The organism is Actinomadura hibisca NBRC 15177, from assembly GCF_001552635.1.
GTDB lineage: Bacteria > Actinomycetota > Actinomycetes > Streptosporangiales > Streptosporangiaceae > Spirillospora > Spirillospora hibisca.
This window is the reverse complement of the sequence record NZ_BCRO01000124.1, coordinates 17426-30694: the sequence shown is the minus strand read 5'-3', so window position 1 is coordinate 30694 and position 13269 is coordinate 17426. Positions and strand designations below refer to the sequence as shown.

The 13269-nt window shown below is 73.9% G+C and carries 16 protein-coding genes; 12 read left to right on the top strand and 4 right to left on the bottom strand.

The features are described 5' to 3' along the window. Positions 1–468: 468 nt before the first annotated feature. Positions 469–1767, bottom strand: coding sequence for a glycosyltransferase (locus AH6_RS39645; RefSeq protein ID WP_067491187.1), 1299 nt, complete (start codon positions 1765–1767; stop codon positions 469–471). A gap of 101 nt (positions 1768–1868) precedes the next feature. Here AH6_RS39645 and AH6_RS39640 point away from each other — a divergent pair, with 101 nt between their 5' ends. Both AH6_RS39640 and AH6_RS39635 read left to right on the top strand, forming a co-directional pair. Continuing rightward, complete coding sequence (locus AH6_RS39640; RefSeq protein ID WP_067491173.1) at positions 1869–2870, top strand: ATP-binding cassette domain-containing protein; 1002 nt, start codon at positions 1869–1871, stop codon at positions 2868–2870. Beyond that, a complete protein-coding gene (locus AH6_RS39635) occupies positions 2867–3646 on the top strand; it encodes an ABC transporter permease (RefSeq protein WP_067491171.1) in 780 nt (259 codons plus the stop codon). The genes AH6_RS39640 and AH6_RS39635 overlap by 4 nt, the downstream gene beginning before the upstream one ends. 58 nt (positions 3647–3704) lie before the next feature. On the opposite strand, the gene asnB is transcribed toward AH6_RS39635, so the two are convergent. Genes asnB through AH6_RS39620 form a run of 3 tightly spaced genes read right to left on the bottom strand, consistent with a single transcriptional unit; the run spans position 3705 to position 6487 of the window. After that, positions 3705–5567, bottom strand: coding sequence for an asparagine synthase (glutamine-hydrolyzing) (gene asnB / locus AH6_RS39630; protein ID WP_067491169.1), 1863 nt, complete (start codon positions 5565–5567; stop codon positions 3705–3707). A 15-nt stretch (positions 5568–5582) separates the two neighbouring features. Further along, positions 5583–6044 (bottom strand): pyridoxamine 5'-phosphate oxidase family protein, encoded by a 462-nt coding sequence (locus tag AH6_RS39625; RefSeq protein ID WP_067491166.1) that lies wholly within the window; start codon positions 6042–6044, stop codon positions 5583–5585. Next, positions 6041–6487, bottom strand: coding sequence for an anthrone oxygenase family protein (locus AH6_RS39620; protein ID WP_067491185.1), 447 nt, complete (start codon positions 6485–6487; stop codon positions 6041–6043). Before AH6_RS39620 ends, AH6_RS39625 begins: the two co-directional genes overlap by 4 nt. 171 nt (positions 6488–6658) lie before the next feature. Between AH6_RS39620 and AH6_RS39615 the strand changes: the two genes are divergently transcribed. Genes AH6_RS39615 through AH6_RS39570 form a run of 10 tightly spaced genes read left to right on the top strand, consistent with a single transcriptional unit; the run spans position 6659 to position 13255 of the window. Then, positions 6659–7087: a cupin domain-containing protein gene (locus AH6_RS39615; RefSeq protein ID WP_067491164.1), complete on the top strand. Its 429-nt coding sequence runs from the start codon at positions 6659–6661 to the stop codon at positions 7085–7087. Between the two features lie 44 nt (positions 7088–7131). Continuing rightward, a complete protein-coding gene (locus tag AH6_RS39610) occupies positions 7132–8361 on the top strand; it encodes a beta-ketoacyl-[acyl-carrier-protein] synthase family protein (protein ID WP_067491182.1) in 1230 nt (409 codons plus the stop codon). Beyond that, positions 8358–9581 (top strand): ketosynthase chain-length factor, encoded by a 1224-nt coding sequence (locus AH6_RS39605; protein ID WP_281180308.1) that lies wholly within the window; start codon positions 8358–8360, stop codon positions 9579–9581. The genes AH6_RS39610 and AH6_RS39605 overlap by 4 nt, the downstream gene beginning before the upstream one ends. A gap of 24 nt (positions 9582–9605) precedes the next feature. After that, complete coding sequence (locus AH6_RS39600; protein ID WP_067491162.1) at positions 9606–9869, top strand: acyl carrier protein; 264 nt, start codon at positions 9606–9608, stop codon at positions 9867–9869. Continuing rightward, positions 9866–10327 (top strand): SRPBCC family protein, encoded by a 462-nt coding sequence (locus tag AH6_RS39595; protein ID WP_067491159.1) that lies wholly within the window; start codon positions 9866–9868, stop codon positions 10325–10327. The genes AH6_RS39600 and AH6_RS39595 overlap by 4 nt, the downstream gene beginning before the upstream one ends. Further along, on the top strand, positions 10324–10785 hold the full coding sequence (locus AH6_RS39590; protein ID WP_067491157.1) for an anthrone oxygenase family protein: 462 nt from the start codon (positions 10324–10326) through the stop codon (positions 10783–10785). Before AH6_RS39595 ends, AH6_RS39590 begins: the two co-directional genes overlap by 4 nt. Before the next feature lie 20 nt (positions 10786–10805). Continuing rightward, positions 10806–11831: a methyltransferase gene (locus AH6_RS39585; RefSeq protein ID WP_067491155.1), complete on the top strand. Its 1026-nt coding sequence runs from the start codon at positions 10806–10808 to the stop codon at positions 11829–11831. Positions 11832–11868: 37 nt separating this feature from the next. Then, entirely contained in the window at positions 11869–12609 is a 741-nt protein-coding gene (locus AH6_RS39580) for an SDR family oxidoreductase (RefSeq protein WP_067491150.1), read from the top strand. A 2-nt stretch (positions 12610–12611) separates the two neighbouring features. Then, entirely contained in the window at positions 12612–12947 is a 336-nt protein-coding gene (locus AH6_RS39575; RefSeq protein WP_067491146.1) for an antibiotic biosynthesis monooxygenase family protein, read from the top strand. Next, positions 12944–13255, top strand: coding sequence for an antibiotic biosynthesis monooxygenase family protein (locus AH6_RS39570; protein WP_067491144.1), 312 nt, complete (start codon positions 12944–12946; stop codon positions 13253–13255). The genes AH6_RS39575 and AH6_RS39570 overlap by 4 nt, the downstream gene beginning before the upstream one ends. The last annotated feature ends 14 nt before the right edge of the window (positions 13256–13269 follow it).

Genomic DNA, 13269 nt, shown 5'->3' with positions numbered 1-13269 from the left:
TCTACAGCCGACCAACCGCCTCAACCCCGCGCGGGTTTTCCGCACCCAACCAACAACCCCCAGCCCGCGCGGGTTTTCCGCACCCAACCAACAACCCCCAGCCCGCGCGGGTTTTCCGCACCCAACCAACAACCCCCAGCCCGCGCGGGGTTCATCCAGATACCCAACAACCCCAACCCGCGCGGGTTTTCCGCACCCGAGCATCTACCTCAGTCCCGCGCCCCGCGCCCCGCGCCCCGCACCCGACCACCAACCCCAGCCTCGCGCAGGGTTGATCCAGACACCCAGCAACCCCAACCCGCACGGGTTTCCTGCACAGGCCCATCAACCTCCACCCCGCGCGGGCTTTCCGCACCCAAGTACCAACCCCAGCCCCGCGCCCAACCATCTACCTCGCCCCCGAGCCCCGCGCACCCGCACCTCGCGCCCCACACCTCGCGCCCCGCGCCCGCGCCCGACCACCCCCACCTAAACCCCAAAAGTGAACCTCCGCCGCCTCCCCGGCACCGGCGGCCCCCCGCCCAGCCACCGTTCGAGATACTCGCAAGCCACCGCCACCCCATCCTCAGCACGAATCCGCTCCCCCACCCCCGCCGCCCTCTCCGCCATGCCACCATCCCCAACAGCCCGCGCCACCGCATCTGCCAAGCGCGGCACCGACAGCTCCGGGAACGGCACCGGATCCGGTCCCGCGCCCAGCGCCGCCACCCGCGAGCCCCAGAACGGCTGGTCCACGAAGAACGGCACCACCACGTTCGGCACCCCAGCACGCAACGCCGCAGCCGTCGTGCCCGCGCCGCCGTGGTGCACTACGGCGGCGGTGCGCGGGAACAGCCAGTCGTGCGGTGCCTCGCGGACGACCAACAGTTCCGGCGTGGACTCGATCCGCTCCGGGTCCGCCAGCAGCACCCCGCGCACGCCCGCGCGCGCCAGCGCCTCCCGGATCGTCGCCGCGGTGGCCTCCGGGTCGGGCGGGACCATGCTGCCGAATCCCACGTACACCGGCGGCGGTCCCTCCCCCACGAACCGGGCCAGTTCGGGGGCGGGTTCGCGGCCGGGCGCGTCCAGGAACCAGTAGCCGGTGATCTGCGCGTACCTCGGCCAGTCGGGCGGGCGCGGCACCACGGTGGAGCTGTAGCCGCACAGGCGCGGCATCCGGTCGCGCGCGAACGAGCGCGCCTGGCCCGCGAACCACGGCAGCGGCGCGAGGCCCAGTTCGGTGGTGCGCCACTCGTTGACGGCCGGTCGCCGCGTCCGCCACATCGTCTGCTGCGCGGCGGTGTGGCTGAGCCGGTTGCCGAGGCGGCCCAGCGAGCGGCCGCCGGGCACCAGGTGGCTCGGGTACGCGCCGGTCGGGTGGCGGGGCAGGTATTCGGCCGTGCACGCCGGGACGCCGCGCGCCTCGGCCACGTGGTAGGCGTTGGCGCCGAGGTGGGAGAAGACGATGGCGTCGGCGTCCGCGCAGGCGTGCGCGGTGGCCGTCATGAACTGCTCGGCCATCGGCGTGACGAACTTGCGGAAGCCGCGCACCGAGGCGCGCGTGCCGCCGCCGTCGCTCAGCCAGCGCTGGCCCTCGCCGCCGCCGAGCCGTTCGGGCATGTCCACGTCGAGGGGGAAGAAGTCGATCCCGGCGACGCCCGCCAGCGCCTCGTAGCTCTTGCTGGCGACGAGGCGCACCTCGTGGCCGCGCCGCCGCAGGCCCTGGCCCAGCGCGGCGTAGGGCTCGGTGTCGCCCCGGCTGCCGTTGGTCGCAATCACGATCCGCATGTCGGCCATGCAACCCCCGGCCGCTCAAGGCCGCCTGTAGGGCGGCTCGACCGGTCTCTGTGACCTTCGCCTGCGGAGACACCTTCGGAGAGGAGACGCCCATGGCTCATGCCGTCACCGCGCCGCCGGGGACCGGCGGCGGGGAGCGGGCGGCCGCGCTGGCCGTCCGCGGGCTCGCCAAGACCTACCCGGGCGGCAGGCGCGCCCTCGCCGGCGTGGATTTCGAGGTGGCCGCGGGCGAGGTGTTCGCGCTGCTCGGCCCCAACGGGGCGGGCAAGTCCACCACGATGCGCATCCTGACGACGCTCTCGCGGCCGGACGCGGGCACCGCGACCATCGGCGGCGTGGACGTCGTCCGCGAGCCGCAGAAGGCGCGGCGGCTGATCGGCTACGTGGCGCAGCGGTCGGGCGTGGACGCCTCCGGCACCGGCCGCGAGAACCTGACGCTCCAGGGGCGGCTGCACGGCCTGTCGGGCCGGACGCTGGCGGCCCGCGTGGACGCGCTGCTGGAGACCGTCGGGCTCACCGAGATCGCCGACCGGGGCACCCGCGAGTACTCGGGCGGCACCCGCCGCAAGCTGGACATCGCGATGGGGCTGGTGCACGAGCCCCGCGTGCTGTTCCTGGACGAGCCCACCACCGGCCTGGACCCGGAGGTGCGCGCCGAGATCTGGGAGCACATCACGGGCCTGGCGGGCGCGGGCGCGCTCACCATCCTGCTCACCACCCACTACCTGGAGGAGGCCGACCGGCTGGCGGGCCGGGTCGCGATCCTGGACCGCGGCACGATCGTCGCGCAGGGCACGCCCGCCGAGCTCAAGGGCGACCTGCGCGGCGACGCCATCCACGTGGAGGTGCTGGACCCGGCGGCGGCCGAGCCCGCCCGCCGCGTGCTGGCGGGGCTGGCGCGGGTCCGGGAGGTGACGGTGGACGGCGTGACGGTGCGCGCGCTGGTCGAGGACGCGGCCGGGGCCGTCCCGCTCGTCCTGGCGGCGCTGACCGAGCGCGGGGTGACCGCGTCCTCGGTCGCGGTCGCCCGCCCGTCGCTGGACGACGTCTACCTGCACTACGCGGGCCGCTCGGCGAAGGAGGAGAGGGCATGAGCACCATCGCGAGCCAGTCGTGGTTCATGACGGCCCGGCTGCTGCGCGGGACGGTCCGCGAGCCGCTGTTCCTGATCATCGGGCTGGTGCAGCCGGCGATCTGGCTGCTGATCTTCGGGCAGCTGTTCTACCGGGTGACCGACCTCCAGGGCTTCGGCGACGGGCGGCCCTACCTGGACTACCTCACCCCGGGCGTCGTCGTCATGATGGCGCTGACGCGCGGCGCCTGGAGCGGCGGGAACGTGCTGGAGGAGCTGGACCACGGGGTGCTGGACCGGTTCCTGGTGTCGCCGGTGTCGAGGGCGGCGCTGATCGCCGGGCACCTGTGCCAGCAGGCGATCACGATCATGGCGCAGGCGGTGCTCGTGCTGGGGCTGGCGCTGGCGATGGGCGCGCGGTTCGCGGGCGGGCCGGTCGGGGCGCTGGTGCTGCTGCTGGCGGCGATCCTGATGGTGCTGGCGGTCGGGTCGTTGTCGATGTCGTTCGCGCTGGTCATCCGGCGCAGCCAGTCGCTGACGGCGGTGATCCAGTTCGTCCTGCTGCCGCTGGTGTTCCTCAGCTCGGCGTTCATGGACCAGAGCCTGGCGGCCGGGTGGATCCGCACGATCGCCCGCTTCAACCCGATCGACTGGGCGGTCCTGGCGGGCCGCTCGGCGCTGGCCGAGCACCCTGACTGGCAGCTCATCGGGACGCGGCTGTTGTGGCTGGCCGTCCTCGCGGCGCTGTGCGCGCTGGTGGCAGTCCGCTCGTTCCGCTCCTACCAGCGGTCGTTGTAGGCCCGGACGCCTACGGCCCCGCCTCCTCGGAGGCGGGGCCGTTGACGTGCGGGGCCTGTCAGACGTCCAGGTCGAGACGGACGCCGTAGTCGCGGAGCCAGGTGTCGAGTTGCAGGATCAGCTCGACGTTGGTGCGCCCGCGCCAGCCCTCGGCGAGGCTGTTCGGGTCGTCGAGCAGCTCGCGGGCGCCCTGCGGGTCCAGGAACGGCGCGACGGGCGCGGACGGGTCCGCCAGGATCTCCGACAGCTCGGTGCGCAGCACCTTGGCGTAGCCGGGGTCCACGCTCACCGGGAACGGGCTCTTCGGGCGCTTCAGCACCGACTCGGGCAGCAGGTCGGCGACGGCGGCGCGCAGCAGGCTCTTCTCGCGGCCGTCGAACGTCTGGAGGTGCCAGGGCGTGTTGAACGCGTACTGGAGCAGCTCGGGGTCGCAGAACGGGACGCGCGTCTCCAGCCCCACGTAGGCGCTGAGCCGCTCGTCGTTGCGGATGAGGGTCTCGGGGTAGCGGGTCAGGTGGGTGTAGGTGATCTCCCGCATCCGGCGTTCCTGCGGGTCGGCCTCGCCGACGTGCGGAACCTCGGCGAGGGCCTCGTGGAAGCGGTCGCGGACGTAGCCGGGGATGTCCAGGGACCGGCGCAGCGCCGGGGCGAGCAGCCCGTTGCCGAGCCCGTCGGGGCAGGCGCGGCGCTGGGCGAGCGCGACCCACGGGAAGGTGTCGGCGTTGGCGAACTCGGGGTCCTGCACCCAGGCCGGGCCGCCGAACAACGAGTCGGCGAGCTGGCCGGTGAGCGCGACGGTGGAGTGCTCGGCCGCCGCGCGGTACAGCAGGTACAGGCCGGTCTGCATGTCGCCGAGCGGGCTCGGCAGGTCGCGGGCCCGGATCGTCTCCGCGCGCATGACGGGGTCGAGCAGGTCGCTCGTGTCCAGCATGACGTCGGTGTGCTCGGAGCCGACGTGCGCCACGAGGTCCTTCACGTACGGCGCGTCCAGCGAGGTGCGGACCTGGTCGGGCACGAAGTTCTCGGCGAGGCCCGCGTAGTCCACGGTGAAGGTGCGGACCGGGCCCTCGCCGCGCTCGGCGAGGATGTGCGCGGCGATCGCGGTGAGGCCGCTGGAGTCCAGGCCGCCCGACAGCAGCGAGCAGACCGGCACGTCGGCGCGGAGCTGGCGGCCGATCGACTCCTCCAGGAGCCGCCGGACGTTGGCGATGGTGGCGTCCCGGTCGTCGGTGTGCTCGCGGCCCTCCAGGCCCCAGTACTTCTCGGTGACGATGCCGCGCTCGCCGATCCGCACCACGTGCCCGGCGCGCACCTCGTGCATGCCCTTGAACACCACCGCGCCGGGCGTCCCGGCCTGCGACAGCAGCTCGCGGAACCCGTCGGTGTCGACCACCGCGTCCACCCACGGGTGCGCCAGCAGCGCCTTGGGCTCGGACGCGAACAGCACGCCGGTCGGCGTCGGATAGTAGATGACGGGCTTCGCGCCGAGCTGGTCGCGGGCGAGCAGCAGTTCCTCGCTGCGCGGGTCCCAGACGGCGAACGCGAAGATGCCGTTCAGCTTCGCGGCGCAGCCCGCGCCCCACTCCAGGTACGCCTCCAGGATCACCTCGGTGTCGCTGCGGGTGCGGAAGCGGTGGCCGCGCGCCGCCAGCTCGGCGCGCACCTCCCCGGCGTTGTAGATCTCGCCGTTGAAGGCCAGCACCGCCAGCTCGCGGCCGTCGTGCTCGGCGCGCATGGGCTGGCGGCCGCCCTTGGGGTCCAGCACCGCCAGGCGGCGGTGCCCGAACGCGGCGCGCTCGCTCAGCCAGACCTCCTCGGCGTCGGGGCCGCGGCAGGCCATCGTCGCGGTCATCGTGCGGGTCGTGGCGCCCTCGCGGCGCAGGTCGCGCTCGTAGTCCACCCAGCCGGCGAATCCGGACATCGGTCCTCCTTGCTCTCACACGACCCAGCGGCCGTCGGACATGATCACTCGGTCGGCCATCTCGCCCAGGTGCCGCCAGGCCAGCACCCGGCGCGGGACGACGAACAGGTACACGCAGCCCGGCACGCGTCCGGGGTCGAGGGGCAGCGCCGCCAGCGCGGCGCGGTCGGCGTCGGGCACGTCGGCGGCCTGGACGAGGGCGGCCTCGCCGTCGAGCAGCACGACGTCCTCGGCGGTGCCGAACGCCAGCCGGACCGTGCCGTTGGCCGCCAGGTTGCGGGCGGTCAGGGAGGCCGCCTTGGTGGACATCACGACGCGCCCGCCGTCCCAGACGCAGGCGAGCGGCACCAGGTGCGCGCCCTTCTCCCCACCGGTCGCGGCCCAGGTGTGCCGGACGGTGGCGAGCAGGTCCAGCGCGTCCTGCTTACGTTGCGCGGGCGATCGGGGCGGCGCGCCGGTGACGCCGCGCGCGCTCACGCCATCACCGCCGTGACGTTGCCGACGAACGCGGCGAGCGCGAGCGCCGTCCGCGCCAGGTTCCAGCGGCCCCAGCGGCGGCGCGGGTCGGCCCAGTCGGCGGGCATCGCGTTCTCGTCCAGCGCCTTGACGCGCTTGTTGATCGGCACGTTCTGCGTCTGCGACACCAGCGCGACCCCGGCCAGCAGCAGCGCCGACACCCCGTACAGCGGCTGCGCGACACCGCTCGCAGTGACCGCCAGGACGGTGTCGGCCAGCGTCGACGACAGGACCAGGATCGGCATCATCGGGTCGTAGGCGCGGCCGACGAGCTTGTGCGCGGCGACGTACTGGCCGGGCGCCATCGCCTGGAGCGCGGGCCAGACGCCGACCGCGTGCGTGAACAGCACCCCGGCGGCCAGCCCGCTGCTCACCAGCACGGCGCCGCCGAGAATCTCAGGCACCAATGTGAACACTCCTCTCCCCTTCGCCGCCGCAGTCTCCGCCCGGCCCCTAGAGGGGCGCTTGAAGGCCGCTGACGGCGCGCTCCGTTCAAGGGCCCTTCGAGGACGCCGCGAGCACCGCCGTCGACGCTTCGAGACCGGAGGCCAAGGCCGTCGATGGGAGCACCCCTGGTGAGCGAGAACCGACCGACCAAGATCACCGCCGCGGACGTGGCGCCGAACCGGCGGCGCGGCGGCGACCTGCGCGTGCTGCTCGGCCCGAAGACCGTCGGCACCACGACCGGCTTCATGGGCCGGCTGTCGCTGGAGCCCGCCGAGTTCGTCTCGGAGCACTACCACCCCTACTCGGAGGAATTCCTGTACGTCGTACGCGGTGAGGTGCTGGTCCGGGTGGACGGCGAGCCGGTCGTGCTGGAGCCGGGTGCCGCGCTGTTCGTCCCGATCGGGGTGCGGCACCGGGTCGAGAACGTCGGCGTCGGGCCGGCCGAGGTGGTCTTCACCCTCGGCCCGCTGGCCCCGCGCCCCGAGCTCGGCCACGTCGACACCGAGGAGCTGCCCGCCCCCGACGAGCAGGGGCTCGACGTCGGGGGCCGCACGTGAGCCGACCGCAGGGGGGCGGGCCGCGCCGCGTCGCGATCACCGGCATGGGGGTGGTCGCGCCCGGCGGCTCGGGCCGCAAGGCGTTCTGGAACCTGCTGACCGACGGCCGCACCGCGACCCGGAAGATCTCGCTGTTCGACCCGGCGGGCTTCCGGTCCCGGATCGCCGCCGAGTGCGACTTCGACCCCGCCGCCGAGGGGCTGACGCCCCGCGAGGTCCGGCGCATGGACCGGGCCGCGCAGCTCGCGGTGGTGTCGGCGCGCGAGGCGCTCGCCGACAGCGGGCTGGTGGCGGGCGAGGGCGACCCGGCGCGGTTCGCGGTGTCGCTCGGCAGCGCCGTCGGCTGCACGATGGGGCTGGAGGACGAGTACGTCGTGGTCAGCGACCAGGGCCGCGACTGGCTGGTCGACCACTCCTACGGCGTGCCGCACCTGTACCGGCACCTGGTGCCCAGCTCGCTGGCGGCCGAGGTCGCCTGGGCGGGCGGGGCCGAGGGCCCGGTCACGCTGATCTCGACGGGCTGCACCTCCGGGCTCGACGCGGTCGGGCACGGCGCGCGCGTCATCGCCGAGGGCTCGGCGGACGTGGCGCTCGCCGGGGCCACCGACGCGCCCATCTCGCCGATCACGGTGGCGTGCTTCGACGCCATCCGGGCGACCTCGCCGAACAACGACGACCCCGAGCACGCGTCCCGGCCGTTCGACCGGGAGCGCAACGGGTTCGTGCTCGGCGAGGGCGCGGCGGTGTTCGTCCTGGAGGAGCTGGAGCACGCCCGCCGCCGGGGCGCGCACGTCTACTGCGAGGTCGCGGGGTACGCCACGCGCGGCAACGCCTACCACATGACGGGCCTGAAGCCCGACGGCCGCGAGATGGCCGAGGCGATCAGGGTGGCGATGGACGCCGCCCGGGTCGCCCCGGCCGACCTCGACTACATCAACGCGCACGGCTCGGGCACCAAGCAGAACGACCGGCACGAGACGGCCGCGTTCAAGCGCAGCCTCGGCGAGCGCGCCTACGAGCTGCCGGTCAGCTCCATCAAGTCGATGGTCGGGCACTCGCTCGGCGCGATCGGCTCGATCGAGCTGGCCGCGTGCGCGCTGGCGATCGAGCACGGTGTGGTGCCGCCGACCGCCAACCTGCACAACGCCGACCCCGAATGCGACCTGGACTACGTGCCGCTGGTGGCGCGCGAGGGCCGCATCCGCACGGTGCTGAGCGTGGGCAGCGGCTTCGGCGGCTTCCAGTCCGCCACCGTCCTGCGGGAGGCCGCGTGAGCGTCCTGACGGCGGACGCGCCGGCGGTCACCGGGATCGGCGTGGTCGCGCCGACCGGGATCGGCGTCGAGGAGCACTGGGCGGCGACGTTGCGCGGCGTCCCGGTCATCGGGCCGCTGACCAGGTTCGACGCCTCGCGCTACCCGTCGCCGTTCGGCGGCGAGGTGCCCGGGTTCGACGCCGCCGAGCGCGTCCCGGGGCGGCTCATCCCGCAGACCGACCACTGGACGCACCTGGCGCTGGCCGCCACCGACCTCGCCCTCGCCGACGCGGGCGTGGTCCCGGCCGAGCTGCCCGAGTACGAGATGGCGGTGGTGACCGCCAGCTCGTCGGGCGGCGTGGAGTTCGGGCAGCGCGAGATCCAGGCGTTGTGGCGGGACGGGCCCCGGCACGTCGGGGCCTACCAGTCGATCGCCTGGTTCTACGCGGCGACGACCGGCCAGATCTCCATCCGGCACGGGATGCGCGGCCCCTGCGGCGTCGTGGTCGCCGAGCAGGCCGGGGCGCTGGAGTCGTTCGCGCAGGCCCGCCGCTACCTGGCGGACGGGGCGCGGGTGGTGGTGTCCGGCGGCACCGACGCGCCGTTCAGTCCGTACGGCCTGACCTGCCAGCTCGGCAGCGGGCGGCTTAGCACGGGTGCCGACCCGGCCCGCGCCTACCTGCCGTTCGACGCCGCCGCGAACGGCTTCGTGCCGGGCGAGGGCGGCGCGATCCTCATCATCGAGCAAGCCGCCACCGCGCAGGACCGCTCCTACGGGCGGATCGCGGGCTACGCGGCGACCTTCGACCCGCCGCCGGGCTCGGGCCGCCCTCCGACGCTGGAGCGAGCCGTGCGCGCCGCCTTGGACGACGCCCGGCTCACACCCGCCGACGTGGACGTGGTGTTCGCCGACGCGGCGGGCGTCCCGGATCTGGACCGCGCGGAGGCCGACGCGATCGGCGCGGTCTTCGGGCCGCGCGGCGTGCCCGTCACCGCGCCCAAGAGCCTGACCGGCCGCCTGTACGCGGGCGGCCCCGCGCTCGACGCCGCGACGGCGCTGCTGGCCATGCACGACTCGGTGATCCCGCCGACGGCCGGCGGCGCGGACGTCCCGCCCGGCTACGCGCTCGACCTGGTCGGCGCGGAACCGCGCCCGGCCCGGCTGCGCACCGCACTGATCATCGCCCGCGGCTACGGGGGCTTCAACGCCGCCCTGGTGCTGCGCGGCCCGAACACCTGACAACGACCCGAGAGGACGGACGAGATGGCAACCCGCGAACGCACCATCGACGACCTGCGCGCGCTGATGCGCGCCGCCGTCGGCGAGGCCGACGACATCGACCTGGACGGCGACATCCTCGACTCCACCTTCACCGAGCTGGAGTACGACTCGCTCGCCGTGCTGGAGCTCGCGGCCCGCATCGAGACGCAGTGGGGCGTGCTGATCCCCGAGGACGACGCGTCCGGGCTGGAGACCCCGCGCATGTTCCTCGACTACGTGAACGGGCGGGCGGTGGCCGAGCGATGACGCAGTGGCGCACCGACAGCGTGATCGTGATCGACGCGCCGCTCGACGTCGTCTGGGACATGACCAACGACGTCGCCTCCTGGCCGGAGCTGTTCGACGAGTACGCCTCGGCCGAGATCCTGGAGCGCGACGGCGACACCGTCCGCTTCCGGCTGACGATGCACCCCGACGCCGACGGCAACGCCTGGTCGTGGGTGTCGGAGCGCACGCCCGACCGCGCCGCGCTCACCGTCAACGCGCACCGCGTGGAGACCGGCTGGTTCGAGCACATGAACCTGCGCTGGGACTACCGCGAGGTGCCCGGCGGCGTGGAGATGCGCTGGCGGCAGGACTTCGCGATGAAGGAGGCGTCGCCGGTGTCGCTGGCGGCGATGACCGAGCGCATCCAGAGCAACTCCCCCGTCCAGATGAAGCTGATCAAGGACAAGGTGGAGCGGGCGGCCCGGGGCGCGCGGTGATCGAGTTCCTGCTCCCGGTCGCGCTGCTCGGCAACGGGTTGTGCGCGGGCGTGCTGACGGGCAGCGTCCTCGGCGTCGTGCCGTACTACCGGACGCTGCCCGAGGACCGCTACATCGCCGCGCACGCCTTCGCGGTCGGCCGCTACGACCCGTTCCAGCCGGTGTGCCTGCTGGTCACGGTGGCGGCCGACGCGGTCGCGGCGGCGGTCGCGCCGACCGCCGCCGCCCGGGTGCTCTGCGCGCTCGCCGCCGTGCTCGCGCTGGCGGTGGTGGCGATCTCGCTCACCCGCAACGTGCCGATGAACCGCCGGATCAAGCGGCTGGACCCGGCCGCGCCGCCCGCCGGGTTCAGCGCGCCCGCGTTCCTGCGCCGCTGGGCGGGCTGGAACGCGGCGCGCACCGGCCTGACGCTGGCCGCCCTGCTCAGCAACACGGCCGCCCTCGGCGTGCTGCTGTGACCGATCGGGAAGGGAGGGACATGACCGAACCGGAAGGACCGCACGCCGCGAGCCTGCGGCTCCAATCTCTGCTGGACGGCATGCGCGTCGCCAAGGTCGTGCAGGTGCTCGCCGAACTCCAGGTGGCCGACGCGGTCGCCGACGGCCCCTGCAAGCCCGCCGAGATCGCCGCCGACGTCGGCGCCGACCCCGACGCGCTGTACCGGGTGCTGCGCTGCGCCGCCTCGTTCGGGGTGTTCACCGAGGACGAGGACGGCCGGTTCGGGCTCACCCCGATGGCCGCGCTGCTGCGCACCGGCACCGACGACAGCCACCGCGACCTGTTCATGATGGCGGCGGGCGACCTGTGGTGGCGGCCGTACGGCGAGCTGCTGGAGACGGTGCGGACCGGCCGCCCCGCCGCCGAGCTGGCGTTCGGGATGCCGTTCTACGACTACCTCGGCACCGACCCGGCCGCCGCCGGGCTCTTCGACCGCGCGATGACGCAGGTCAGCAAGGGCCAGGCGAAGGCGATCCTCGGCCGCTGCTCGTTCGAGCGGTACGCGCGGATCGCCGACGTGGGCGGCGGCCACGGCTACTTCCTCGCGCAGGTGTTGCGCAGCAGCCCGCGCACCGAGGGCGTGCTGCTGGACCTGCCGCACGTGGTGGCCGGAGCCCCGGCGGTGCTGGAGAAGCACGAGGTCGCCGACCGCGTCCAGGTCGTCCCGGGCAGCTTCTTCGACGCGCTGCCCACCGGCTGCGACGCCTACCTGCTGAAAGCGATCCTCATCAACTGGCCCGACGCCGACGCCGAACGCATCCTGCACCGGGTGCGCGAGGCGATCGGCACCGACCGCGACGCGCGGCTGCTGGTGGTCGAGCCCGTCGTCCCGCCCGGCGACGTCCGCGACTACAGCAAGGCCACCGACATCGACATGCTCGCCATCATCGGCGGGCGGCAGCGCACCGTCGCCGAGTGGCGGCGGCTGCTGCGCGCGGGCGGCTTCGAGCTGGTGGGCGAGCCCACGCCGGGCCGCCGCGAGGTCATGGAGTGCCGCCCCATCTGAACCCGTCCCACCCGTCGCCCACATCCAGGGAGAACGCATGACCGACACATCGTTCGCCGGCAAGAACGCGCTGATCACCGGCGGCACCCGGGGCATCGGCCGGGCCGTCGCGCTCGGCCTGGCCCGCGCCGGGGCCAATGTCACCGTCTGCTACCGCAGCGACGCCGAGTCCGCCGCCGCGATGGAAGCCGAGCTGGCCGCCACCGACGGCAAGCACCACGTGCTCCAGGCCGACATCGGCAACGCCGGGGACGTCCGCCGCCTGCTGGACGAGGTCGCCGCCCGCATGGGCTCGCTCGACGTAGTCGTGCACAACGCCGGGCTGATCAGCCACGTGCCGTTCGCCGACCTGGAGCCCGAGGAGTGGCACCGGATCGTCGACTCCAACCTGACCGGCATGTACCTGGTGGTGCGGGCCGCGCTGCCGCTGCTGTCGGAGGGCGGCGCGGTCGTCGGCGTCGGCTCCAAGGTCGCGCTCGTCGGCATCTCGCAGCGCACCCACTACACCGCCGCCAAGGCCGGGCTCATCGGGTTCGTGCGCTCGCTCAGCAAGGAGCTGGGGCCGCTCGGCATCCGGGTCAACCTGGTCGCGCCCGGCATCACCGAGACCGACCAGGCCGCGCACCTGCCCCCCGTGCAGCGCGAGCGCTACCAGAGCATGACCGCGCTCAAGCGGCTCGGCCAGGCCGACGAGGTCGCCGACGTGGTGCTGTTCCTCGCCGGTCCCGGCGCGCGCTACGTCACCGGCGAGACCGTCAACGTGGACGGGGGGATGTGACCATGGCCGACAGCGGCCCGGTGTTCCGGGTGATGCTCCGGATGGAGATCGTCCCGGGCAGGGAGGCGGAGTTCGAGCGGGTCTGGTACTCGGTCGGCGACACCGTCAGCGGCAACCCCGCCAACCTCGGCCAGTGGCTGCTGCGCAGCGACGACGAGGAGAGCGTCTACTACATCATGAGCGACTGGATCGACGAGGCGCGGTTCCGCGAGTTCGAGCGCAGCGACGGCCACGTCGAGCACCGCCGCAAGCTGCACCCGTACCGGGTGAAGGGCAGCATGGCGACGATGAAGGTCGTGCACGACCTCGGCCGCGCGGCGGCGGAGCCGGTCCGGTGACGGCCGGGCAGGTGCGGGTCCTGGTCCGCTACCAGGCTCCGGGCGACGACCCCGAGGCCGTCGTCCAGGCGTACAAGCTGGTCTGCGAGGAACTGCGCGGGACGCCCGGCCTGCTCGGCAGCGAGCTGCTGGCGTCCACGCTCGACGAGGGACGGTTCGCGGTGCTGAGCCTGTGGAGCGACGCCGCGCGGTTCCAGGAATGGGAGCAGGGCCCGGCGCACAAGGGCCAGACGTCCGGCCTGCGCCCGTTCCGGGACACCTCCTCGGGGCGCGGCTTCGATTTCTACGAAGTGGTGCACGCCCTGTAAGAACAACGAAGGGC